This is a genomic window from Streptomyces sp. NPDC050534 (assembly GCF_044457745.1).
GTDB lineage: Bacteria > Actinomycetota > Actinomycetes > Streptomycetales > Streptomycetaceae > Streptomyces.
This window is the reverse complement of the sequence record NZ_JBITHF010000003.1, coordinates 687,935-710,858: the sequence shown is the minus strand read 5'-3', so window position 1 is coordinate 710,858 and position 22,924 is coordinate 687,935. Positions and strand designations below refer to the sequence as shown.

Here is a 22,924-nt window from a genome sequence, read left to right as displayed (position 1 = left end):
CTAGGGAGCCGGTCGTGTCCGCAGTCGCACCCGACGGACGCAAGATGCTGCGCCTGGAGGTCCGCAACAGCCAGACCCCCATCGAGCGCAAGCCCGAGTGGATCAAGACCCGGGCGAAAATGGGTCCCGAGTACACGAAGATGCAGAACCTCGTGAAGAGCGAGGGGCTGCACACCGTCTGCCAGGAAGCCGGCTGCCCCAACATCTACGAGTGCTGGGAGGACCGCGAGGCGACCTTCCTCATCGGCGGCGACCAGTGCACCCGGCGCTGCGACTTCTGCCAGATCGACACCGGCAGGCCCGAGGCGCTCGACCGTGACGAGCCGCGCCGCGTGGGCGAGTCCGTGGTCACCATGGACCTGAACTACGCCACCATCACCGGCGTCGCCCGCGACGACCTGGAGGACGGCGGCGCCTGGCTGTACGCCGAGACCGTGCGCCAGATCCACGCCCAGACGGCCGGCCGCGAGGGCGGGCACACCAAGGTCGAGCTCCTCGCCCCCGACTTCAACGCGGTCCCCGAGCAGCTGGCCGAGGTCTTCTCCTCCCGCCCCGAGGTCTTCGCGCACAACGTCGAGACGGTGCCCCGGATCTTCAAGCGCATCCGCCCCGGCTTCCGCTACGAGCGCTCGCTGAAGGTCATCACCGAGGCCCGCGACTTCGGCCTGGTCACCAAGTCGAACCTCATCCTCGGCATGGGCGAGACCCGCGAGGAGGTCAGCGACGCGCTGCGGCAGCTGCACGAGGCCGGCTGCGAGCTGGTCACCATCACGCAGTACCTGCGCCCGTCGGTGCGCCACCACCCGGTGGAGCGCTGGGTCAAGCCGCACGAGTTCGTGGAGCTGAAGGAGGAGGCCGAGCAGATCGGTTTCTCCGGCGTGATGTCCGGACCGCTGGTGCGTTCCTCGTACCGCGCGGGCCGGCTCTACCAGATGGCGATCGAGAAGCGTGGCGCCTACGTCGCCTCGCAGGCGGTCTGAGCTCCTGACGCCCCGTCACCCGCCTTGCCCTGCCTCGCACGAGGCAAGCGTGTGAATTCACGCACAAGAAACTACCTATGAGTAGTGACTGATTTGACGCGGTCCTGACCGTCCGCCCTGATGAGGGCGTACGTCAGGGCCGCGTCAGGGTTCGGGGGCTCCGTATCAAGGCTTCATTCGCGTTTGACCGGTCGGTCACGCCCTGGTAACACCAATCAGTGACGCTGGACTCACGCCACGTACACCCACGCCGAGCCCGTACCCGAGGGGGGACCTCCACCATGCAGGCCGCGCCGGTTCGCGCCACCGCAATCCCGTCGTTCACCACTGCACTGCGTGCAGTCGAGTCGCTGCTGATGAGCGGGGGCCAGCGCACCGCCCGTCGCAACGCCTGGACCTCCGTCCTGGAGGACCGCCGCCGCGCCAAGGACCGCGTCGAGACCCAGCGCGTCCTGGACCAGAACGTCCTCCACCGCCCCTGAATCCCGCCTTCCGGACACTGCCGTCGTACGGCGCTCCCAGCGCCACGTAGACTTCGTGGCATGGCGAGGAAGGAACCTGCAGCGGACGCTGCGAATACCGGGCGACTGAAGCAGATCGCTCTGACCTACAAGATGACGCGCAAGATCGACAAGAAGATCGGTCTTGTACTCGCGGCGGTCGGCATCGTTACCTTCGGTGTCCTCCTCGCGATCGGTTTCTTGATCGGTCACCCCATCTATCTCGGCATCCTGGGCCTGCTGCTCGCCTTCCTCGCGACGGCGATCATCTTCGGGCGCCGGGCCGAGCGAGCGGCCTTCGGGCAGATGGAGGGCCAGCCTGGCGCGGCCGCCGCGGTCCTGGACAACATCGGCCGGGGCTGGACGACGACGCCCGCGGTCGCCATGAACCGCAGCCAGGACGTGGTGCACCGGGCCGTCGGCAAGGCCGGCATCGTCCTGGTCGCCGAGGGCAACCCGAACCGGGTGAAGAGCCTGCTGGCCGCCGAGAAGAAGAAGATGAACCGCATCGTCGTGGACGTCCCGGTGCACGACATCATCGTGGGCAGCGGTGAGGGCCAGGTGGAGCTGAAGAAGGTGCGCACCACCATGCTGAAGCTGCCCCGCGTGCTCACCGGCCCGCAGGTGACCGCCACCAACGACCGGCTGCGCGCCATGGGCGACCTGATGAGCAACATGCCGCTGCCGAAGGGCCCGATGCCGAAGGGCATGAAGCTGCCGAAGGGCGGCAAGGCCCGCTGACCCCTCGTCCTACCCCGAAGGGGCCGCCCGGATCACTCCGGGCGGCCCCTTCGTCGTACGCGTCTCGGGAGCGTCAGCCGCGGACCTCGACCGTGCGCGCCAGCCGGTCGTGCAGGCCCCTGCCGTCGCGGTCCCAGATCAGGGCCGGGACGGCGATGCACAGCAGGGCCGTGCGCAGGACGGTCCGCAGGGGGTTCGGGCGGCCCGTGTCCAGGGCCACCACCCGCAGGCCGAAGAGGCGCTTGCCGGGGGTGAAGCCGATGGTGCCGACGGTCAGGACGTGGAGCACGAAGAAGACCAGCAGGGCCCAGTTGCCGGTAGCCTGGTCGTAGCCGTGGGTGATGAGACCGTATGCGATCAAGAGGCACAGCCCCCAGTCGACGGCCAGGGCGGCGAACCGGCGCCCCGGTCGGGCGATCGATCCCGGCCCCTCCTCCGGCAGGCCGAGCTGCTCACCCCTGTATCCGAACTCGACCCCGGCGTCCTCCGCGGCCGCGCGGGGGCCCGAGAGCCACGAGCCGATTGCATCCCTGTTGTCCACGCGTCCACGGTACTGCGGGCGTTTCGCGATCCGGACAGGTGGGGTATGCGGGACGCGATCCGGTTAACTTGTGCGAAACAAATGGGTCACGCCCGAGAAATCACGCGTCCTTAGGGTCGAGGTCAGCGTGTGCCACCGCACTGGCCGCACAACGAACTACCACCCCGGCGGGACGGTCGGGAGTAGGAGGAGCTGGATGTTCCAGAACGCCGACGAGGCCAAGAAGTTCATCGCGGACGAGGACGTCAAGTTCGTCGACGTCCGCTTCTGCGACCTGCCGGGCGTCATGCAGCACTTCACGGTGCCCGTCGAGGCGTTCGACCCCGACGAGGAGCTCGCGTTCGACGGTTCGTCGATCCGTGGCTTCCAGGCCATCCACGAGTCCGACATGGCACTGCGCGCGGACCTGTCGACCTCCCGCGTCGACCCCTTCCGCCGGGACAAGACCCTCAACATCAACTTCTTCATCCACGACCCGATCACCGGTGAGCAGTACTCCCGTGACCCGCGCAACGTGGCGAAGAAGGCCGAGGCCTACCTCGCGTCGACCGGTATCGCGGACACCGCGTACTTCGGTCCCGAGGCCGAGTTCTACGTCTTCGACAGCGTCCGCTTCGCCACCTCGGCGAACGAGAGCTTCTACCACATCGACTCCGAGGCGGGTGCCTGGAACACCGGCGCCCTCGAGGACAACCGTGGCTACAAGGTCCGCTACAAGGGCGGCTACTTCCCGGTCCCGCCGGTCGACCACTTCGCCGACCTGCGCGCCGAGATCTCCCTGGAGCTGGACAAGCAGGGCCTGAAGGTCGAGCGCCAGCACCACGAGGTGGGCACCGCCGGCCAGGCCGAGATCAACTACAAGTTCAACACGCTGCTCGCCGCCGCCGACGACCTCCAGCTCTTCAAGTACATCGTGAAGAACGTGGCCTGGCGCAACGGCAAGACCGCGACCTTCATGCCGAAGCCGATCTTCGGTGACAACGGCTCGGGCATGCACGTCCACCAGTCGCTGTGGGCGAACGGCGACCCGCTGTTCTACGACGAGGCCGGCTACGCGGGCCTGTCGGACACCGCCCGCTACTACATCGGCGGCATCCTCAAGCACGCCCCGTCGCTGCTGGCCTTCACCAACCCGACGGTGAACTCCTACCACCGCCTGGTGCCGGGCTTCGAGGCCCCGATCAACCTGGTGTACTCGCAGCGCAACCGCTCCGCGGCCATGCGTATCCCGATCACGGGCTCCAACCCGAAGGCCAAGCGCGTCGAGTTCCGCGCGCCCGACTCCTCCGGCAACCCGTACCTGACGTTCTCGGCGCTGATGATGGCCGGCCTGGACGGCATCAAGAACAAGATCGAGCCGGCCGAGCCGATCGACAAGGACCTCTACGAGCTGGCTCCCGAGGAGCACGCGAACGTCGCGCAGGTCCCGACCTCGCTGCCGGCCGTGCTGGACTCCCTCGAGCGCGACCACGAGTTCCTGCTCGCGGGCGACGTCTTCACGTCCGACCTGATCGAGACCTGGATCGACTTCAAGCGCACGAACGAGATCGCCCCGCTGCAGCTGCGTCCGCACCCGCACGAGTTCGAGCTCTACTTCGACGTGTGATCGGCGCCTGACGGAGATACGCCCGTGCCCCCGCTGTCGGCTGTACCGACGGCGGGGGCACGGGCGTATGTTCTATATTGCCGGGGGACGACACGGGGGTGGACGGAATGCCGCAGCACGAACACGACGATCCGGAGCGCGAGTTCGACCTGAAGTGGGCGGACGGCGCCGAGCACAAGGAGCCCTCGGCGCGGGCCCGGATGCTGGCCGCGCGGTGGCGGGAGAACCCGCCCGAGCCGCAGCCCTTCCGCGCCGACCCCGGCCCGGTGGCGCCGCGCCGCTCCTCCTGGGTGTCCACGACCGTGGTGCTGGGCAGTGTCGCCGCGATCATCCTGCTGCTGGGCTACGCGCAGTTCAGGGCCCCCTTCTAGGCAGGCCGGCGCCCGTCTTTCGCGTCACACAGGGCCGTCCGGCCTGTGCCTTTGCTGCACCTAGGGCCGTTCGGAACCACTTCATGGGAGTCACCGGGTGCACACTGGCAGTGGGACGAGTGCCTGACTGCGGGGTGATGCAGATGCAGAGCCGCTTCCGGAGCGACCGGCGGCTGACCGTGCGGATGACGGTCACGATGTTCCTGCTCGGATTGCTGTACGTGGCCTTCGTCGCCGCGTTGATCGTTTTGCTCAAGTCCTGGCTGATCGTCGTCGTGCTGGTGGGGGCGATGTTCATCGCCCAGTTCTGGTTCTCGGACCGGATCGCGATGTTCGCCATGCGCGGGCGGGTCGTGGAGCGCGAGGAGTATCCCGAGCTGCACGCGGTCGTCGACCGGCTGTGTGCGATCGCCGACATGCCCAAGCCGGTGGTGGCCGTGTCCAACATGGACATGCCCAACGCGTTCGCGACCGGACGCAACCCGGATCACGCCGTGGTCTGTGTGACCACGGGGCTGCTGCGCCGGCTGGAGCCCGCCGAGCTGGAGGGCGTGCTCGCGCACGAGCTGTCGCACGTCGCGCACAAGGACGTCGCCGTGATCACGATCGCGTCCTTCCTCGGCGTCATCGCCGGGCTGATCGTGCGGTTCGCCTTCTACTCGCAGCTGTTCGGCGGCGGGCGCAGGGACCAGAACACCGCGGCGGTCTTCTTCGCCGTGATGACCGTCTCGGCGGCCGTGTACGCGCTCAGCTTCCTGCTGATCAGGGCCCTGTCCCGGTACCGGGAGCTGGCCGCGGACCGGGCGGCGGCGCTGCTCACCGGGCGGCCCTCGGCGCTGGCCTCCGCGCTCACCAAGGTCTCCGGCGACATCGCGCGGATCCCGACCAAGGACCTGCGGACCGCGCAGGCGTTCAACGCGTTCTACTTCACGCCCGCGACCGGCAAGGAGCCCGGTATCGAGCGGTTCTTCTCGACCCACCCCAGCCTGGAGCAGCGGCTCGACCAACTGGGCCGGATCTCCGCCGAGCTGGGTGAGGCGCAGACCCCCGGAAAGGCATGATGCATGGGCCTGCTGGACATCCTGCTCGGCCGTACGAAACCGGTCCTGCCCGACCTGGACCGGCTCTTCGCGCTTCCGTCGGCGGCCGTGACCCTCGAGGCCGCGGCCGGTTTCACGCCGACCGGCGCGGGCGCGGTGTGCTTCGCCACGGTCGAGGGCTCGGCCTTCGAGCAGACACACCGGGAGGTCCAGGCGCTGCTGGACGCCGACGCGGACCGTGACGGCCCCCCGGTGGAGCTCAGCCAGGACGAGTACGGCTACTCCTGGCTGCTCTCCCGCCGCTCCCCCGACCAGCTGCCCTCGCTGGTCAACGACCTGCACGCGGTGAACAGCTCGATGGAGGTGAACGGCTTCGGGCCGCAGCTGCTGTGCTCCCTGGCGGGGTTCCGGGCCGAGGGCGACAGACGGCTGGCGCTGGTCTACCTCTACAAGCGCGGCACGTTCTACCCGTTCGCGCCGCTGCCCGGTGCGGAACAGCGGCGCGACAACGCGCTGGAGCTGCAGGTGAAGGCGGCACTCGCCGACGATCTGCGGATGGAGCAGGACCTCAGCCGCTGGTTCCCCGTGTGGGGCGCCCCCGGCCTGTAGCCCTACCCGCTCTTCTCGCGCTGCTGACGGCGGTACTGCAGGGGGCGCTCGCGGCGGTACCGGCGCTCCCACTTGGCCTGCTGGTCACGGCGCCTGCGGTAGGCCTGATAGCTGGCAGGCACGGCTCCCGACGAGGATCCCCCGGTCGACGGGGATTGCGGGGCGCCGCCTGTGGAACCACTCCGTCCGTACTGCGTGTAGAGGAAGAGAACGGCGACCGCGACCAGCCACCAGACATGGTTTCCGAATCCTAAGAGAACCAGGACGACGGTCCCGGCAATGACGATGGTGCCCATCCGGGCCTCCGTGGGCGTGGGTGTGTACGTGCGGTGACGGTGTGCTGTCCCGGCGCGGCGCTGGGGGAAGGGCGCCCGGCCGTCGGTGCGTAGAGAGTAGCCCCCAGTCCGCAGGCTGATGCCTGTGCTGCGGAAAGCGTTCTGGGCAGCTCCGCCGTGCGTGTCCAGCGTAGGGAGACGGTCACTCGGCGTGCATCCCGTTTTCTCCGCGCCTGGAGTCGGAACGGATCGGCCGATCAGCGGCGTTCAGCCCATGTGCCACATAGGGGGTGCACCTCGATGAGTGATCTCTTCGTCATCGCCTACGACGACCTGGCGACCGCCGCAAAGGTGCGCGAGAAGCTGTTCGAGCTGTCCAAGCAGCATCTGGTCGAGCTGGAGGACGCGGTGGTCGTCGAGCGGCGTGACGACGGGAAGATCAAACTGCACCAGGCCGTCAACCACACGACGGCCGGAGCGGCCGGGGGCGCGATGACCGACACGGGCATCAACGACGACTTCATGCGGGACCTGAGCCAGAACCTGCGCCCGGGCGCCGCCGCCCTCTTCGTCCTGGCCAAGCACGCGGCCCAGGACAAGGTGATCCCGCAACTGACGCCGTACGGTGGTCAGTTGGTGCAGACTTCGCTGAGCACGGCGGACGAGGAGCATCTGCGCGAGGCGATCGCGGCGGCGCAGGCTCCGGCGGCGGAGTCCGCGACCTGAACCGAGGCCGGCCTACTTCGCCGGCAGGTCGAGCCGTCGTTCCACGACCTCCGCGGCGACCTCGGTCAGCCGGCGGCGGTGGGAGCGGGCGTGGGAGCGCAGGATGCTGAACGCCTCGCCGACCGAGATGGAGTGTTTGGCCGCGAGCGTGCCCTTGGCCTGCTCGATGATGATCCGGCTGGTCAGCGCATGCTCCAGCTGGCCGGCCAGGGCACGGGCCTCATGCAGGCGGCGGTCCCGCTCCAAGGCCCAGCCAGCCGCGTCGCAGAGGGCCTGGCCGAGCGCGAGGAGGTCGGCGGACAGCGGTGTGCTGCCGGGGCACAGCATTACCAGGGCGCCCAGGGTGTCCGGGCCGGCGCGCAGGGGCAGGGCGGCGACCCGGCCGAAACCGAGTTCCAGGGCGCGGGCCGAGTAGCGCGGCCAGTCGCGGCGGGCCTGGTCGCCGTCGAGCGCGGTGTCGGGGGCCGGTCGGCCGCTGCGGCAGGACTCCAAGCCTGGCCCCTCGCCCCAGCCCACGGCCTCGTTCGCGAGGTGCATCATCTCGTCGCCGACGGCGGTCACCTCGACGCGGGAGTGCTCGTCGGGGGCGTACAGCACGATCACCGAGCACTCGCCGAGCAGCTGGGTGCCGTGCCCGGCCAGGGTCGCGAGGAGCCCGGTCGGGTCGGACACCTCGGTGATCGGGCTGGCGGCCAGGTCGACGAACGCCCGTGCCAGCTCGTGCGGCGACGGGGACATCGTGGTCATCGGCTGGGTTCCCTTCGCCTGCCGGCCGGCGGAAACGCCGACCGAGCCCACACATTGTGGTCGTCCACTGCCGCGCGCCTCCTCGTCTCAACCGAGCCGCAGATCGCCGCTGAGGATGCGCACTGCCACTGAGTGGGCAGAGACGCCCTCGGCAAACGCGTGGGCCTTGATCAGTTGCAGGGCGTCGGCCACCGGGCAATCGAGGTGGACGGAGACCATGCCGGCGGCCTGGTGCACCTCGGCGCGCATGTCGGTGGCACCATACAGCCCGGGATCGCCGTCCGGGCCGAGGATCATCGAACGTGTCAGTGCCTCGGCGACCTCGCCGAGAGTGCCCGCGTCCGCGACGCCCCGTATCGGATCGAAGACCGCGAGTGCGCCGACGCACCTCCCCGACAGGCTGAGCGGTACGGCGGCCACCGCCTTGATGCCCAGTTCCGCCGCCGCCGGACCGTAGCCGGGCCAGCGGTCGAACATGGCTGCGCTGTCCGCCAGCACCGGCCGGAGCTCGTTGGTGGCGTCCCGGGCCGGGCCCTCGCCGAGCAGGAACTCCAGCTCCTGCGCGGCGCGGGCCGGTTCGTCGGAGGCGGCCAGGGCCAGCTGGTCGTGGGAGGCGCCGATCAGGGTGATCGCGGCGCTTTCGGTGCCGCACGCCTCCGCCACGCCGGCCATGAACAGGGGCCTGGGGGCGCCGCGCTGAAGCGACCAGCCGACCAGCCGGGCCAGGTAGTCGTCCTGGAGTTGTGCGGCGGTCAGATGGCAGGCCGCGGTCGAGCGATGGATCCTCGCGATCCGCATGTGCATGTCCTTGAGGGCCTGGGTGCGGGCCTGCCCGGCGAGGAGCTCATGCCGTTCGGCGCGATCGGTCTCGTACTCGAACCGCGCCCGCGCCATTGCGGCCTTCCGCTCGGCGGAAGCGATGAGGTCCGAAGCCGCATCTTCCGTGGCCATAACGGAATCGTACGCTCAGGCTCGTCCTACTCGGAGCCGATTGCCCGGCCTGCCTCCATCAGCAGGACGACGCCGCCGTTGTGTCCGTCGAAGGGGCTGCACTGCACCGTGCAGGTGATCGTGCGGCCCAGGCGGTTGACGGCCGGCACGGACAGCGGATCGCCCCGTCTGCCGGTGTCGACGCAGAGCTCGATGGTCTCGCGCAGTTTCTCGGTGGGCAGTCCGAAGTCGAGATCGTAGAAGGACTGGTCCAGGACCTCGTCGGGGCGCAGGCCCCACAGGTCGACGGCGCCGCGGTTCCAGCTCTTGACCCTCATGGACTGGTCGAGCACGGCGACTCCGGCGGCCATGGAGGTCAGCACGGCGTCCAGGAAGGTACGGGCCTCGTCCAGCTCCTCGGTGCGGACCCGCATCTCCTCGTTCATGGTCTCCAGTTCCTCGTTCCCGGACTGGAGTTCCTCGTTGGTGGTCTCCAGCTCCTCGTTGGTCGACTGGAGTTCCTCGTTCGTCGTCTCCAACTCCTCGATGCTCGACTGGAGCTCTTCGTTGGTGGTCTCCAACTCCTCGTTGGTCGACTGGAGTTCCTCGTACGCCGTCTCGAGGTCCTCGCGGATCCGCTTGATCTCGGACTTCAGCTGCGTGGCGACCGTGACGTCGGAGAAGGTGATGTTGGTGGCGGACACCAGGCCGTCGGCGCCGGTGAGGGGCTGGATGGTGATGTCGAAGAACTGGACGCCGTCGGCGACCCGGCGTTCGGCGCCGTTGACCCGCAGGGTGCGCCGCTCCCGGGTGGCCTGTTCGTTCAGGGAGCGCAGTTCGACGGGCCGGTAGGAGATCTCCAGGTCCTGGAAGGGCCGCCCGATGTCGTTCGTGGTGAGGCCGAACTGGACGCGCGCGTGGTTGTTGATGAGCACGACCATGCCGTCGGCGTCGACGGCCACGGCGGCACCCGGCGCCGCGTCGAGGATGAGATCGCGCAGCTGACGGTGGCGGGCCGCACTGTGCAGCTCGCCGCCCTGGCCGGCCCTGATCTTCACCGGGGCGGGCTGGTACGGCGCCGCGGCCTCGCCGGGGCGGCGCCGGAACACCCGCTGGCGCATGCTCATCACCTCGAACCGCTCGGCGTCGTTGAGGAGCATCTCCGCCTTGCCGAGGAAGAGGAAGCCGCCCTCGCGCAGCGCGAAGTGGAAGCGATCGATGATCTGCGTCTGCGCCTCGACGTTGAAGTACATCAGCGCGTTGCGGCACACCAGCAGGTCGAGCCGGGAGATCGGGGCGTCCCGCGTGATGTCGTGGCGGCCGAAGATCACCTTGCGCCGCAGGTCGGAGCGGAAACCGAACCGGGAGCCGCTCTGCTCGAAGTACTTCTCGCGCAGCTCGGGCGCGAGCGGCTCCAGGACCTTGGCCGGATACAGGCTGGTGCGGGCGTCGCGCAGAGCCTCGTCGTCGATGTCCGTGCCGTAGATCTTGACCCGCTCCAGGGTCTCGTCCAGGCCCAGCGCCTCGGCGAACATGATCGCCAGCGAATAGGCCTCCTCGCCACTGGAGCAGCCCGCGCTCCACACCCGGATCTCGTTGTCGCTCCCGCTTCGCGCGAGCAGTTCGGGCAGCACTTCACGCTGGAGGAAGGTCCACGCGTCGGGATCGCGGAAGACGGAGGTGACGTTGATCAGGATGGTGTTGAACAGCGCGTCGAACTCGTCCGCGTTGGTCTCCAGGCGGTCCCGGTAGTCCGTGTACGAGCCCACCTGGGCGTCCGCCATGCGCTTGCGGATGCGTCGGCCCAGGGAGGAGCGCTTGTACCCGGTGAAATCGAAACCGCGGGCGTCACGGAGGAAGCGGAGGAGCTCCTCGAGTTCCTCGTCGGTCTCCACGTCCGGCTGTGCGTCAACCATTACTGCCGCCTACTTCTCTGCTACTGCCGCTTGATCTCGACCAGTCCGCTGATCACCGCGGCGATCTCCTCAAGAGGTAGCACGAAGTCCACTGAGCCCGTACCCACGGCCGCGTCCGGCATTCCCCGGAATTCCGCGGTCCCCGGATCCTGGACGATGACGGTGCCGCCGCGCGACTTGACCGCGTTCACCCCCATCGCGCCGTCCCGGCCGGTACCGGTGAGCACACAGGCGATGGCCTGCGGTCCGTAGGCGCCCGCGACGGACTCGAACAGCAGGTCGGCGGAGGGCCGGACGAAGTGGACCACCTCGCTGTCGGTGAGGGTGAGCAGACCTCCGGGGCGGACGAGGAGGTGACGGTCGGGCGGAGCGATGTAGACCGTGCCGGGCCTGGTGCGCTCGTGGTCCTCGGCGAGCTTCACGTCCAGATCCGTACGGCGGCCCAGTACCTCCGCGATCACGGTGCGATGGCGGGGGTCGAGATGCTGTACGGCCAGGATCGGCACCGGGAACTCGGCGCCCAGGGTGCCGAGCAGGGTGACGAGGCCGTGAATGCCGCCGGCGGAGGACGCTACGGCGACGACTTCGAAGCGGTCGGGCTTGGGCTCGAGAGGCTGCACACGGTCAGATTAGAGCCGTGGGGCGCGCCAGGCGGACGAGAGCGAGAGGCGGCTGGTTCAGACGTCCGGGGACGCCGCCACCACCCCGGCGGCGACCGCCGCGCGCAGGGTGGCGTGGTCCGCGCGGGTCTGGTCCGCGTAGCGCAGGGCGAAGCCGGCGACGGCCTGCTCGAAGGTGCCGGCGCCGCCCAGGTAGGCGGCGATCGCGATACGGTCGCCGGAGCGGGCGTGGGCGCGGGCCAGGGCGGTGCCGCACAGCCGGGCGTACCCGAGGAGGTCGGCGGGGCTCATCCCGGCGACGTCCGCGGAGCCCTTCATGTCGCGCAGCTGGCGCCAGTAGAAGGCGCGTCCCTGGGGACCGCTCATCCATCCCAGGAAGATGTCGCTCGCGGCCTGCAGCAGGCGCTGCCCGGCGACCACGCGGTGCCCGGGATGCACGTAGGGACCGTACGGCAGATGTTCCTCGAGTACGGACGTGCGCGCCTCTTTGACCTGCAGGAACAACGGATCGTCGGTGTCCCGCCCGGCGAGCAGGACGACGAAGCACCGCAGGCCCACGCTGCCGACGCCGACGACCTTGCGGGCGGCGTCCACGAAGCGGTAGCGGTCCAGGAGCAGGCGGCGCTCCTCGGAGAGGGTGGAGCGGTAGTCGCTGAAGATCTTGCGCAGGGACGCCGTGTCGGAGGCGCCGGCGGGTTCGAGCAGCGGCGGGTCGTGGACGATACGGCGGCGCCCGTCGACCACCTCGGTCAGCTTGCCGACGGTCTGGAGGCTGGTGCGGCGGCGGGCCCGGGTCAGGCTGGACTCGACGTGGCGGCGCCGGTGGGCGGAGCGGACCAGGGGCAGCAGGCTCTCGGCGTCGATCCGCTCGTACCAGACGGCGAGTTCGCCCCGCCGCGCCAGCCGCCGCATGGCGGTCCGGTAGGCGGCGCCCGCCTCCAGCGCGGCACGGTGGGCCTTGGCGTCGGCGTGCCCGTTGGCGCGGGCGGCCACGGCGACGGAGGCCGCGAGCCGTTTGACGTCCCATTCGAAGGGGCCGGGGAAGGTCTCGTCGAAGTCGTTGAGGTCGAAGAGCAGGGCGCGTTCCGGGGAGGCGTACAGGCCGAAGTTGAGCAGATGGGCGTCGCCGCACAGCTGCACGGTGAGTCCGGTGTGCGGCTGGGAGGCGAGGTCGGCGGCCATCACGGCGGCGGCACCGCGCAGGAAGGCGAAGGGCGAGGCGGCCATCCGCCCGTACCGGATCGGCAGCAGCTCCGGCAGCCGGTCGCGGCCCTGCCGCTCCAGTACGGCGACGGGGTCGGGCCGGTCGACGGACGGGACCCACGCGTCGTGCGCGGAACGGGCGACGCGGCGGCGGGCGGCCTTGCCGCGGTCGGCGCGCCCGGCGGGCGTGGTCATGGCGTCCACCACCGCATGCCGCGCCTGCGCATCACGCCTCCCACGGGGTTCCACCGCCTCTCCTCGCAGTGAAGGCGGGTGCGGGGACGGACGCATGCCGGGCACGGCGTTCGGGTGACGCGGGTTGCCCTGGTGGGAGGCCCGTTGTCAGTGGCCTCCTGCAAGATGGGCTGAGGCGTGAGTGACGGGGAGGCCGGTATGGGCGGCGGCGTGCGGTACATCGGGGCGGCGGAGCGGCGGGCCAGGCTGGCGGTGCGCCACCGGCTCACCGGTGCGGCGCGGGCGGGGAGACCCGAGGAGGTCGCCGGGACGCTGGTCGCGCTGCACGGCACGGACCCGGCGACGGTGTACCTGGCCGTCGGCGCGCGGCTCGCCGACCCGGCGGTGACCGTGGCGGAGACCCAGCGGGCCCTCTACGAGGACCGTTCCCTGGTCCGGATGCACGGCATGCGGCACACCGTGTTCGTCTTCCCCACCGACCTCACCGCCGTCGTGCACGCCTCGACCGGGCTCACGGTCGCCGCCCGCGAACGGGCCAAGCTGCTCGCGGACATGGCGAAGGCCGGGGCGCCGGACGCGGCCTGGCTGAAGGAGGTCGAGGAGTCGGCGCTGGCGGCCCTCGCGCGGCGCGGGCAGGCGACGGCGGCCGAACTCGCGGCGGACGAACCGCGGTTGCGCGAGCAGTTCGCGTACGCGGCCGGCAAGAGCTACGAGGGCGTGCACACCGTCTCGACGCGGCTGCTGCGGGTGCTGGGCGTGGAGGGCAAGGTCGTCCGGGGGCGGCCGCTCGGGTCGTGGACCTCCAGCCAGTTCCGCTGGGCGGTGGCGCCGCCGCATCCCGAACTCGACGTGGCGCAGGCGCAGGCGGCGCTGCTCGGCCGGTGGCTCGCGGTGTGCGGGCCGGCCACGGAGGACGACCTGAAGTGGTGGACGGGCTGGAAGGTGACCGACGTACGGCGGGCGCTGGCCTCGATCGGGGCGCAGGCGGTGTCGCTGGACGAGGGCACCGGATATGTCGTGGCGGGTGACGTCGAGCCGGTCGCCGCGCCTGCCGAGCCGTGGGCCGTGCTGCTGCCCGGGCTCGACCCGACGGCGATGGGGTGGCGCGAGCGGGACTGGTATCTGGCCCCGGAGCTGCGGCCCATGCTCTTCGACGGCAGTGGGAACGTGGGGCCGACGGTGTGGTTCGACGGGCGGGTGGTGGGGGCGTGGGCTCAGCGCAAGGGCGGCGAGGTCGTGTGGCGGGCGCTGGTCCCCGGCGGGGTCGGGCGAGAGGCGTCGGCCCTGATCTCCGCCGAGGTGGAGCGGTTGCAGGGGTGGGTGGGCGCCACGGGGGTGACACCTCGCTTCCGGACGCCTGCGGAGCGGGAGTTGACGGGATGATCAGCTCAGCCCAATCCAGCCCGTCTGGGGGCGCCCCCTCTGGGGGAGTTTGAGGACGAGGCCGTTCAGGCCGAAGCGGGGGCCTGGGGGCGGCAGCCCCCAGACGACGGCAACGACAGCGCCGGGCGCCGCACACAGCAGACGACCCCCGGCGCACCCGTCAACGCGAATACCGCATCAGCGCCCGCACCATATGGCACGTCGTGTCCGACGGCGGATGTACGCCGATGACCTCCGCCGTGCTGCGTATCGTCTCGTTGCGGGCCTGGTTCGGCATGTAGACGCCCGAGTCGAGCAGGGCGATCGCGAGCCGCATCGCCTTGAGGCGGCGGTTGTGCGTGACGTACCACTCGCGCGGACGGCCCGGCGGCAACGGGCGCTTCTCCACGGGCTCGTAGGGCAGGTCGAGCAGAACGGGGTGCTGGGCAGTGGACTGCATCGGCTTCGGCTTCAGTGCGGCAGCGGGCACAGGCATCCTCCTGTCGCGGTCAGGTCGCCCATCAGGGACGTTCCGCCCCCGGCGACCTCCTCGAACACTGCTTCTATTCTAGCGCCCGCCACTGACAAAAGCCCCTGGCCACAAGGGCTTTCGGGGGCGCCGGTCGCGTACCGTAGGCGCATGGAGATCTGGATCAACCCGGCCTGTTCGAAGTGCCGCAGCGCCATCAGCCTGCTCGACGCCGAGGGTGCCGACTACACCGTCCGCCGCTACCTGGACGACGTACCGGGCGAGGACGAGATCAGGGCCGTGCTCGAGCGCCTGGGCCTCGAACCGTGGGACATCACCCGCACCCAGGAGGCCGACGCCAAGGAGCTCGGCATGAAGGACTGGGCGCGGGACGAGGCGTCGCGCGACCGGTGGGTCACGGCGCTCGCCGAGCACCCGAAGCTGATCCAGCGCCCGATCATCACCGCCGACGACGGCACCGCCGTGATCGGCCGCACCGACGAGGCCGTACGGGAGGCTCTGTCTCGATAGAGACCCATAAGAACCCCCGCACGTGCCCCAACTCCACTGTGACGCACGTTACTTCGGCGACTCCTGCGACCGCTGAGCAACTGCGTTCGGTATCTCGTACATAGCGGCGTACGCTCCCCTACCTCTCAGGAGGCGCGCATGTCGCGTAGGCGAAGTCTTGGTACGAAGAAGAAGATCGCGCTGCTGGTGAGCGCGGCGGCGGTGGCGGGAGGCGGCGCCTTCGTCATGGCGAGCACCTCCAACGCCGCGCAGAGTCCCGGCCCCAAGACCCTGTCGTCCGCCGCGGACTCGAACGTCTGCCTGGGGCTCGCCACCGCCCTCGGCAACAACCAGAAGTTCATCGACGGGCAGAAGGCCAGTCCCGACGCCCAGTCCGCGGCCCGGATCGCCAACCGCGAGGCGGTCATCGAGCAGATCAAGGTCCAGCAGAAGGCGTCCGGTTGCACCGTTGGGGAGTCGGCTCAGGGCTCCCAGTCGACGCAGCCGGCGCAGAACGGCCAGCAGGCCGGCGGGGCCCAGCAGAGCGCCCCGCCCGCGCAGACCGCCCAGCCCTCGCAGAGCGCCTCCGCGGGAAACGCGAACGGAAACGCCGGCGGGAACGCCGGCGGTGCCGCGGCCTCCGGGCAGCAGGTGTGCAACGGCTCCACCGTGACCCTCTCCGGTGAGGGCGGGGCGCCCGCCGCCTCCAGCAACCAGTTCCCGGCGGGGACGACGCTGAAGGTCACCAACCTGGACAACAACAAGTCGACGACGGTGAAGGTCACTTCGGTCTCCGGCAGCTGTGCGCTGCTGAACAACGCGGCCTTCGAACAGGTCCGTGAGCCCGGCAAGTTCCTGATCCGCCACGCGCTGATCGAGAAGGTGGGGTGAGGCTCAACGACCCAGGAACTCCGTGAGGCGGCGGCCGAGTTCGGCCGGTGCGGCCTGCGGCAGCGCGTGGTGCGAGACGCCGGGGAGGTCCACAGTCTCGACACGCGGCAGCAGCGCACCGGCCCGCGCCGCCACCCGGTACGTGTCATGGGTCCTGCTGCTCCCGGCCAGGAGCAGCAGGACCGGCATGTTCAGCCCGCGCAGCGCGTCGGGTGCCGGACGAGGACCGGTCACCGGCTTCGACACGGAGGGGAAGCCGGCGGCCGCCTCCTGCAGGCGGAGCCAGTCGGGGTCGAGGGGGACTCCCCCGGTCTCCCAGCGCAGGAAGGCGCGCACGCGAGCGGGCGTCGGCCGCAGCAGCACCGGCAGGGCGTGCAGCAGATACGCCGGCCGGTAGCCGGCGAAGCACTGGGTGGGGTCCAGCAGGGCGAGGCGCCGTACGCGCGTGGGTGCGTGCAGCGCGTGGTGCAGGGCGATCCAGGCGCCGTAGGAGTGCCCGGCCAGGGCCGTCTGCGCCAGGCCGAGTCCGTCCAGGACCGCGTCCAGCCAGGCCACCAGGTCGGCGACCGTACGGGGGTGGCGGTCGCCGGCCTCGGTACCGCGGCCGGGGGCGCCGATCAGATCGACGGCGTGGACGCGGTGGGTACGGGCCAGGCCGGCGGCCTGGGCGTACCAGGACGCGGAGGTCGCTCCCCCGCCGCCCGGGAGGAGGACCAGCGCGGGGCCTTCGCGCGGGCCGCACACGTTGACGTACGCCGTCCCGAACGGCGTGGGGACGGTCACCGCCTCCCGCTCGGCGGGCCACTTGGCCACGACCTTGTCGTAGGCGGCCAGGAAGCCGTCCATGTCGTATGCATCGCCGCGTGTATCGGTCATCGGTCTGCCCTTCCCTTAGTATCTCGCTGAGCGAGATACTCGTCGAACGAGATGATAACGGAGAAGGCACATGCAGCCCCAGGGACCGGAACTGGAGATCGTCCATCTGCTGCGCGCCGTGGCCGTCGAACTCGGCCTGCACAGCGGCCGGTTCGCGCAGCGCAACGGCATGCACCCCACCGACGTACGCGCCCTGATCGCCCTCATGGACGCCTCACGCGCGGGTGAGGAGACGACCGCCGGCCGGCTCGGTGCGGCGCTCGGGCTGAACTCCGCCGGCACGACGGCCCTCGTGGACCGGCTGGAGCGGGCCGGGCATGTGCGGCGGGTGCGCGGCGGGACGGACCGGCGCAGGGTCGTGATCGAGGTCGACGAGAAGGCGGTGGAACTCGGCTGGTCCTTCTTCGGGCCGCTCATCGGGCGCGCGGTGGAGCTGCTGCGGGGCTACGACGAGCGGGAACGGGCGGCGATCAGGGGGTTCCTGGAGGGGGTGCGGGAGGCGGCGGCCGAGGCGGACTGACCCGCCACCGCTGACCTCACACCGTGAATCGCGCCACATCCGTGCCAGGTAACACGGGGTTCACATACGGGCAACGGACGGGAAATCGCCTGTTGACAGGCTCGCGGGCATCAACGGTGGCGCCCCAGTGCCGCAGCGCCCCAGCACCCGCACGTGCGTCAGAGACACCCCCGAAGGAAGTGGCCCGTGACCTTCAAGGCTGAGTACATCTGGATCGACGGCACCCAGCCGACGGCGAAGCTCCGCTCCAAGACGAAGATCATGGTCGGGGAGCCGGCCGGGCTCGACGCGCTGCCGATCTGGGGCTTCGACGGGTCCTCCACGAACCAGGCGAAGGGCCACTCCTCGGACCGTGTCCTCAAGCCGGTCTTCACCTGCCCCGACCCGATCCGCGGCGGCGACGACATCCTCGTCCTGTGCGAGGTCCTCGGCATCGACATGACGCCGCACGAGTCCAACACCCGTGCCGCGCTCGCCGAGGTCGCCGAGAAGTTCGCCGCGCAGGAGCCGATCTTCGGCATCGAGCAGGAGTACACCTTCTTCCAGGACGGCTACCCGCTCGGCTTCCCCAAGGGCGGCTTCCCGGCCCCGCAGGGCGGCTACTACTGCGGTGTCGGCGCCGACGAGATCTTCGGCCGCGACATCGTCGAGGCCCACCTGGAGAACTGCCTCGCGGCCGGTCTCGCCATCTCCGGCATCAACGCCGAGGTCATGCCCGGCCAGTGGGAGTTCCAGGTCGGCCCGGTCTCCCCGCTGGAGGTCTCCGACCACCTGTGGGTCGCCCGCTGGCTGCTCTACCGCACCGCCGAGGACTTCGGCGTCGCCGCGACGCTGGACCCGAAGCCGGTGAAGGGCGACTGGAACGGCGCCGGTGCGCACACCAACTTCTCCACCAAGGCGATGCGCGAGGGCTACGACGCGATCATCACCGCCGCGGAGTCGCTCGGCGAGGGCTCCAAGCCGCTCGACCACGTCAAGAACTACGGCGCCGGCATCGACGACCGACTGACCGGCCTGCACGAGACCGCCCCGTGGAACGAGTACTCCTACGGCGTCTCCGACCGCGGCGCCTCGGTCCGCATCCCGTGGCAGGTCGAGAAGGACGGCAAGGGCTACATCGAGGACCGCCGCCCGAACGCCAACGTCGACCCCTACGTGGTGACGCGTCTGCTCGTCGACACCTGCTGCTCCGCGCTGGAGAAGGCCGGCCAGGTCTGATCCACCCCGCCCGGCTCCGAGGGGGCGTCCACCGTTCGCGGTGGGCGCCCCCTCGCGGGCGTCCGCTTCCGGGCCGGGACGTGTCCAGGCAGTGAGAGGAGGCTCCTGGCGACGGGCCGTGTCTGCTTCAATGTGGTCATGACCGGCTTCCAGAAGTGCACCGCCACGGGGCGCCATGACCTGGAGCCCTTCTGGCCCTCCCGCCAGCACCACGACTTCGACCGGGTGTGTTGTCGCGTGACGAACGCGCCGGCCCTCTAACGCCGTACCTCCACCCGGCCTTCGGCCAGCGCGCACCGAGTACGTCCTTCCCGACGAACCTCTCGCGCGAAAGAGCTGACCTCTCATGGCGATCCTTCGTTCACTGCCCTCCGCCACGCCCGGCACCCCGTCCTCCAGCGCCCCACGGCACCGGCTGCGCGCCGTGGACCGGGACGAGGTGACCGACCTCCCGGAGTTCCTGCCGCCGGGCGCCACCTGGCTGCCCGCTCCCCCGCACACCCTGCCCACGCTGCCGGGACAGCCCCCGATGGTCGGATACCTCGTCCTGATCCCGGCCGACCACGCGCATGGGGCCGCCGCCCCGGGTCCTTCCGGCCCCGAGGCCGCCGCCCCCGCCGACGCGCTCGTCCGCATCGACCCCGTGCAGCGCACCGCCGAGGTGGACGGACGCCAACTTGACCTGACCTACCTGGAGTTCGAGCTGCTCGCACACCTCGTGGCACATCCCAACCGGGTGCACACCCGCGACCAGCTGGTCACCACGGTGTGGGGGTACGGCCACGTGGGCGACGGCCGCACCGTGGACGTCCACATCGCCCGGCTGCGCCGCAAGCTGGGCGCCGAGCACCGCGCGGCGATCCGGACGGTGCGGCGGGTGGGCTACAAGTACGCCCCGCCGGCCGGCCACTGATCCTCTGCCGTCGGCAGAGCGGCGTTCCCTCCCGCGGCCGGACCGGGCAGGCTCACCGGCATGAGACTTCTGGTGCTGGGTGGTACGGAGTTCGCGGGACGGGCCGTCGTCGAGGCGGCTCTCGGGCGTGGCTGGGAGGTGACGGTCCTCAACCGGGGGCGTCGCCAACCCCCGCCCGGCGCAAGGGCGTTGCAGGGTGACCGGACCGCGCCCGGCGGGCTCGGCGCCCTCGCGGACGGTGCGTGGGACGTCGTCGTCGACACCTGGTCGGCGGCGCCCCGGGCCGTGCACGAGGCGGCGCGGCTGCTGCGGGGCCGCGCCGGACGGTATGTGTACGTGTCGAGCTGCTCGGTGTACGCCTGGCCCGCGCCCGCCGGGTACGCCGAGGACGCGCCACTGGCCGAGGGCGCCGAACCGGACGCCGGGCAGACCGACTACGTGCGCGACAAGCGCGGCGCCGAGATCGCCGCCGTCGACGCCTTCGGCGCGGACCGCTCCGTGCTCGTACGGGCCGGGCTGATCCTCGGCCCGTACGAGAACATCGGCCGGCTGCCGTGGTGGCTGACCCGCATAGCGCGCGGCGGGCCGGTGCTGGCGCCGGGACCGCGGGACCTCCCGCTGCAGTACGTCGACGTACGGGACATGGCCGAGTGGATCCTCGGGGCGGCGGAGCGGGAGCTGAGCGGCCCGTACAACATGATCAGCCCGCAGGGGCACGCCACCATGGGCGGGCTGCTCGACGCGTGCGTCCGGGCCACGGGTGCGGCTGCCGAGCTGCGCTGGACACCGCCCGAGGTGATCCTCGACGCGGGCATCCAGCCCTGGACCCAGCTGCCGGTGTGGGTGCCGCCGGGCACCGACATGCACGACTCCCTGCACTCCGCGGACGTCTCGCGGGCGCTGGCGACGGGCCTGGCCTGCCGGCCCGTAGAGGAGACCGTCGCCGACACCTGGGCGTGGCTGCGCGGCATCGGCGGCAGCGCGCCGCAGCGCCCGGACCGGCCGCCCGTCGGGCTCGACCCGGAACTGGAGGCGAAGACCCTCGCGGCCGCCGGGGGTGTACCTGGCGACACCCCCTGACCGGGGGCCGGGCCCCGTGACCCGCGGGGCCCGCTCGGCGAGACTGACGTCATGACCACCAACACGGAAAGCGGCTCCCTGACCGGGAGGATGCGGGCCGTCGCCCTGGCGGCGGGACGGGGGTTCGTGCTGGCCCTGGTGACCCTCCCCGGAGCGGTCGTCCTGTTCACGCTCACCCTCGTGTCCATGGCGCTGATCCCGGTCGGCGTCGGGGGCTACACCACACCGTGGCTGCTCGCGGGCGTGCGGGGCTTCGCGGACCGGCGGCGGGTGCTCGCGGCGGAGTGGGGCGGGGTGCGGATCCCCTCGGGGTACCGGCCGGTCCCGGAGGGCGCCAACTCCTGGGCGCGGACGTACGCGATGCTCCGCGACCCGGCGGTCTGGCGCGATCTGCGCTGGCTCCAGGTCGACATGACGGCGGGGTTCGTGACCGCGCTGCTGACGGCGGCGCTCGTCTTCTACCCGCTGGAGGGGCTCGCGGTCGCGGCCGGGCTGTGGCGGGCGTTCGCCGCGAGCGGCGGGTACTGGTACGGCTTCGTGCACGTCACCGACCAGAGCTCCGCCCTCCTCGCCGGCGCCCTGGGCGTCGTGCTCCTCGCCCTCACCCCGCTGGCGCCGCGCCTGCTGGCCGCCCACTTCCGGCTCACCGGGGCCGTACTGGGCGCGAGCCAGGGGGAGTTGGCCGAGCGGGTCCGGGTGCTCACCGAGACCCGGAAGGACGCCGTCGACACCTCCGCCGCCGAACTGCGCCGTATCGAGAGGGATCTGCACGACGGGGCGCAGGCCCGCCTGGTGGCGATGGGCATGGACCTGGGCACCATCGAGGCGCTCATGGACAAGGACCCGACGAAGGCCAGGGAACTCCTCGCGCAGACCCGCCGGTCCTCGGCGGACGCCCTCACCGAGCTGCGGGACCTGGTCCGCGGCATCCACCCGCCGGTGCTGGCCGAACGCGGACTCGGCGACGCGGTAAGGGCGTTGGCGCTCCGGCTGCCCGTCGCCACCGAGGTGAACGTGGAGCTGAGCGGCCGCGCGGACGCGCCGGTGGAGTCCGCCGCCTACTTCGCGGTCAGCGAGGTGCTCACCAACGCGGTCAAGCACTCCGGCGCGGACCGGATCTGGATCGACCTGCACCACGCGAAAGCGGGTGAAGGGGGCGACGGCATGCTGCGGATCTCGGTCACCGACAACGGCAAGGGCGGCGCGGTGATCGGCGCCGGGACCGGCCTGGCCGGGGTCGAGCGGCGCCTCGGTACATTCGACGGCGTCCTGGCCGTCAGCAGCCCCGCGGGCGGTCCCACCATGGTGACCATGGAGATCCCTTGCGCGTAGTCCTGGCCGAAGACCTCTTCCTGCTGCGCGACGGACTGGTCCGGCTGCTCGAGGCCCACGACTTCGAGATCGCCGCCGCCGTCGAGTCCGGCCCCGAGCTCACCCGCGCCCTCGCCGAGCTGGAGCCGGACGTCGCCGTGGTCGACGTACGCCTGCCGCCGACGCACACCGACGAGGGGCTGCAGTGCGCCCTTCAGGCCCGCCGGGACAGACCCGGGCTGCCGGTGCTGGTGCTCTCGCAGCACGTGGAGCAGCTCTACGCGCGCGAGTTGCTCGCCGACGGCAGCGGCGGGGTGGGCTATCTGCTGAAGGACCGGGTCTTCGACGCGGAGCAGTTCGTGGACGCCGTACGGCGGGTCGCGGGCGGCGGTACGGCGATGGACCCGCAGGTGATCCAGCAGCTGCTGTCGCGGCGGGCCGCCGACGACCGGCCGCTCGCCCGGCTGACACCCCGTGAGCTGGAGGTTCTGGAGCTGATGGCGCAGGGACGCTCCAACGCGGCGATCGCCGGGCAGCTGGTGGTGACAGAACGGGCGATCGCCAAGCACACCTCCAACATCTTCACCAAACTGGACCTGGAGGTGTCGGACGACGACAATCGTCGCGTTCTGGCGGTCCTCGCCTATCTCGACCAGGGCCGGTGAGCAGCTACTGATTCTCTGTAACTTCCGCTGTTCAAGGGACTGTTGAGGCCCGTCGGCCGGTCAATCCTCTGATTTGTTGGTGGGGCTGCTGAACACCGCTGGGACCCCG

General features: G+C 70.9%; 26 protein-coding genes. 17 read left to right on the top strand and 9 right to left on the bottom strand.

Annotation, left to right across the window (positions count from 1 at the left end):
• Nucleotides 1–14 precede the first annotated feature (14 nt).
• From lipA to ACIBN2_RS14235, 3 genes are all read left to right on the top strand, one after another.
• Nucleotides 15–980 (top strand): lipoyl synthase, encoded by a 966-nt coding sequence (gene lipA / locus ACIBN2_RS14245; protein WP_399134611.1) that lies wholly within the window; start codon nucleotides 15–17, stop codon nucleotides 978–980.
• 281 nt (nucleotides 981–1,261) lie between these two features.
• The gene (locus tag ACIBN2_RS14240) at nucleotides 1,262–1,462 is read left to right on the top strand and encodes a hypothetical protein (RefSeq protein ID WP_399134610.1); all 201 of its coding nucleotides are present in this window, start codon (nucleotides 1,262–1,264) and stop codon (nucleotides 1,460–1,462) included.
• 60 nt (nucleotides 1,463–1,522) lie between these two features.
• Nucleotides 1,523–2,221 carry a DUF4191 domain-containing protein gene (locus tag ACIBN2_RS14235; protein ID WP_399134609.1) on the top strand — a complete coding sequence of 233 codons (699 nt, stop codon included), beginning with the start codon at nucleotides 1,523–1,525 and terminating at the stop codon, nucleotides 2,219–2,221.
• A 73-nt stretch (nucleotides 2,222–2,294) separates the two neighbouring features.
• On the opposite strand, the gene ACIBN2_RS14230 is transcribed toward ACIBN2_RS14235, so the two are convergent.
• Nucleotides 2,295–2,762 carry an RDD family protein gene (locus tag ACIBN2_RS14230; protein ID WP_399134608.1) on the bottom strand — a complete coding sequence of 156 codons (468 nt, stop codon included), beginning with the start codon at nucleotides 2,760–2,762 and terminating at the stop codon, nucleotides 2,295–2,297.
• 196 nt (nucleotides 2,763–2,958) lie between these two features.
• Between ACIBN2_RS14230 and glnA the strand changes: the two genes are divergently transcribed.
• The 4 genes from glnA (at nucleotide 2,959) to ACIBN2_RS14210 (ending at nucleotide 6,388) form a co-directional block, all read left to right on the top strand.
• Nucleotides 2,959–4,368, top strand: coding sequence for a type I glutamate--ammonia ligase (gene glnA, locus ACIBN2_RS14225; protein ID WP_399134607.1), 1,410 nt, complete (start codon nucleotides 2,959–2,961; stop codon nucleotides 4,366–4,368).
• 107 nt (nucleotides 4,369–4,475) lie between these two features.
• Entirely contained in the window at nucleotides 4,476–4,739 is a 264-nt protein-coding gene (locus ACIBN2_RS14220; protein WP_399134606.1) for a hypothetical protein, read from the top strand.
• A 143-nt stretch (nucleotides 4,740–4,882) separates the two neighbouring features.
• Nucleotides 4,883–5,800 carry a zinc metalloprotease HtpX gene (gene htpX / locus ACIBN2_RS14215; RefSeq protein ID WP_399134605.1) on the top strand — a complete coding sequence of 306 codons (918 nt, stop codon included), beginning with the start codon at nucleotides 4,883–4,885 and terminating at the stop codon, nucleotides 5,798–5,800.
• Between the two features lie 3 nt (nucleotides 5,801–5,803).
• The gene (locus ACIBN2_RS14210; RefSeq protein ID WP_399134604.1) at nucleotides 5,804–6,388 is read left to right on the top strand and encodes a hypothetical protein; all 585 of its coding nucleotides are present in this window, start codon (nucleotides 5,804–5,806) and stop codon (nucleotides 6,386–6,388) included.
• 2 nt (nucleotides 6,389–6,390) lie between these two features.
• Here ACIBN2_RS14210 and ACIBN2_RS14205 read toward each other — a convergent pair whose 3' ends face one another.
• A complete protein-coding gene (locus ACIBN2_RS14205) occupies nucleotides 6,391–6,684 on the bottom strand; it encodes a hypothetical protein (protein WP_399134603.1) in 294 nt (97 codons plus the stop codon).
• Nucleotides 6,685–6,963: 279 nt separating this feature from the next.
• Here ACIBN2_RS14205 and ACIBN2_RS14200 point away from each other — a divergent pair, with 279 nt between their 5' ends.
• Nucleotides 6,964–7,389: a DUF1269 domain-containing protein gene (locus tag ACIBN2_RS14200; RefSeq protein ID WP_399134602.1), complete on the top strand. Its 426-nt coding sequence runs from the start codon at nucleotides 6,964–6,966 to the stop codon at nucleotides 7,387–7,389.
• Between the two features lie 12 nt (nucleotides 7,390–7,401).
• Here ACIBN2_RS14200 and ACIBN2_RS14195 read toward each other — a convergent pair whose 3' ends face one another.
• From ACIBN2_RS14195 to ACIBN2_RS14175, 5 genes are all read right to left on the bottom strand, one after another.
• The gene (locus ACIBN2_RS14195) at nucleotides 7,402–8,136 is read right to left on the bottom strand and encodes a GAF and ANTAR domain-containing protein (RefSeq protein WP_399134601.1); all 735 of its coding nucleotides are present in this window, start codon (nucleotides 8,134–8,136) and stop codon (nucleotides 7,402–7,404) included.
• 87 nt (nucleotides 8,137–8,223) lie between these two features.
• Nucleotides 8,224–9,087, bottom strand: a complete 864-nt coding sequence (locus tag ACIBN2_RS14190; RefSeq protein ID WP_399134600.1) for a GAF domain-containing protein — start codon at nucleotides 9,085–9,087, stop codon at nucleotides 8,224–8,226.
• Between the two features lie 26 nt (nucleotides 9,088–9,113).
• Nucleotides 9,114–10,982: a CheR family methyltransferase gene (locus ACIBN2_RS14185; RefSeq protein WP_399134599.1), complete on the bottom strand. Its 1,869-nt coding sequence runs from the start codon at nucleotides 10,980–10,982 to the stop codon at nucleotides 9,114–9,116.
• A 20-nt stretch (nucleotides 10,983–11,002) separates the two neighbouring features.
• Nucleotides 11,003–11,602: a chemotaxis protein CheB gene (locus ACIBN2_RS14180; RefSeq protein ID WP_399134598.1), complete on the bottom strand. Its 600-nt coding sequence runs from the start codon at nucleotides 11,600–11,602 to the stop codon at nucleotides 11,003–11,005.
• 57 nt (nucleotides 11,603–11,659) lie between these two features.
• Nucleotides 11,660–13,000, bottom strand: a complete 1,341-nt coding sequence (locus ACIBN2_RS14175) for a DUF2252 domain-containing protein (protein WP_399134597.1) — start codon at nucleotides 12,998–13,000, stop codon at nucleotides 11,660–11,662.
• A gap of 198 nt (nucleotides 13,001–13,198) precedes the next feature.
• On the opposite strand from ACIBN2_RS14175, the gene ACIBN2_RS14170 reads away from it, so the two are divergent.
• The gene (locus tag ACIBN2_RS14170; RefSeq protein WP_399134643.1) at nucleotides 13,199–14,383 is read left to right on the top strand and encodes a winged helix DNA-binding domain-containing protein; all 1,185 of its coding nucleotides are present in this window, start codon (nucleotides 13,199–13,201) and stop codon (nucleotides 14,381–14,383) included.
• Nucleotides 14,384–14,543: 160 nt separating this feature from the next.
• Here the strand turns inward: ACIBN2_RS14170 and ACIBN2_RS14165 are convergent, their stop codons facing one another.
• Nucleotides 14,544–14,852, bottom strand: a complete 309-nt coding sequence (locus ACIBN2_RS14165; protein ID WP_399134596.1) for a hypothetical protein — start codon at nucleotides 14,850–14,852, stop codon at nucleotides 14,544–14,546.
• A 150-nt stretch (nucleotides 14,853–15,002) separates the two neighbouring features.
• Between ACIBN2_RS14165 and ACIBN2_RS14160 the strand changes: the two genes are divergently transcribed.
• Nucleotides 15,003–15,362 (top strand): arsenate reductase family protein, encoded by a 360-nt coding sequence (locus tag ACIBN2_RS14160; protein ID WP_399134595.1) that lies wholly within the window; start codon nucleotides 15,003–15,005, stop codon nucleotides 15,360–15,362.
• Nucleotides 15,363–15,500: 138 nt separating this feature from the next.
• A complete protein-coding gene (locus ACIBN2_RS14155; protein ID WP_399134594.1) occupies nucleotides 15,501–16,232 on the top strand; it encodes a hypothetical protein in 732 nt (243 codons plus the stop codon).
• A 3-nt stretch (nucleotides 16,233–16,235) separates the two neighbouring features.
• Here the strand turns inward: ACIBN2_RS14155 and ACIBN2_RS14150 are convergent, their stop codons facing one another.
• Nucleotides 16,236–17,108: an alpha/beta fold hydrolase gene (locus ACIBN2_RS14150; RefSeq protein ID WP_399134593.1), complete on the bottom strand. Its 873-nt coding sequence runs from the start codon at nucleotides 17,106–17,108 to the stop codon at nucleotides 16,236–16,238.
• Between the two features lie 70 nt (nucleotides 17,109–17,178).
• On the opposite strand from ACIBN2_RS14150, the gene ACIBN2_RS14145 reads away from it, so the two are divergent.
• The 6 genes from ACIBN2_RS14145 (at nucleotide 17,179) to ACIBN2_RS14120 (ending at nucleotide 22,815) form a co-directional block, all read left to right on the top strand.
• The gene (locus tag ACIBN2_RS14145) at nucleotides 17,179–17,628 is read left to right on the top strand and encodes a MarR family winged helix-turn-helix transcriptional regulator (RefSeq protein WP_399134592.1); all 450 of its coding nucleotides are present in this window, start codon (nucleotides 17,179–17,181) and stop codon (nucleotides 17,626–17,628) included.
• A gap of 186 nt (nucleotides 17,629–17,814) precedes the next feature.
• Entirely contained in the window at nucleotides 17,815–18,846 is a 1,032-nt protein-coding gene (glnII, locus tag ACIBN2_RS14140) for a glutamine synthetase (protein WP_399134590.1), read from the top strand.
• A 346-nt stretch (nucleotides 18,847–19,192) separates the two neighbouring features.
• A complete protein-coding gene (locus ACIBN2_RS14135; protein WP_399134589.1) occupies nucleotides 19,193–19,759 on the top strand; it encodes a winged helix-turn-helix domain-containing protein in 567 nt (188 codons plus the stop codon).
• A 60-nt stretch (nucleotides 19,760–19,819) separates the two neighbouring features.
• Complete coding sequence (locus ACIBN2_RS14130) at nucleotides 19,820–20,839, top strand: SDR family oxidoreductase (RefSeq protein WP_399134588.1); 1,020 nt, start codon at nucleotides 19,820–19,822, stop codon at nucleotides 20,837–20,839.
• A 51-nt stretch (nucleotides 20,840–20,890) separates the two neighbouring features.
• Nucleotides 20,891–22,171: a sensor histidine kinase gene (locus ACIBN2_RS14125; protein ID WP_399134587.1), complete on the top strand. Its 1,281-nt coding sequence runs from the start codon at nucleotides 20,891–20,893 to the stop codon at nucleotides 22,169–22,171.
• Nucleotides 22,162–22,815 carry a LuxR C-terminal-related transcriptional regulator gene (locus tag ACIBN2_RS14120; protein ID WP_399134586.1) on the top strand — a complete coding sequence of 218 codons (654 nt, stop codon included), beginning with the start codon at nucleotides 22,162–22,164 and terminating at the stop codon, nucleotides 22,813–22,815. Before ACIBN2_RS14125 ends, ACIBN2_RS14120 begins: the two co-directional genes overlap by 10 nt.
• Nucleotides 22,816–22,924 lie beyond the last annotated feature (109 nt).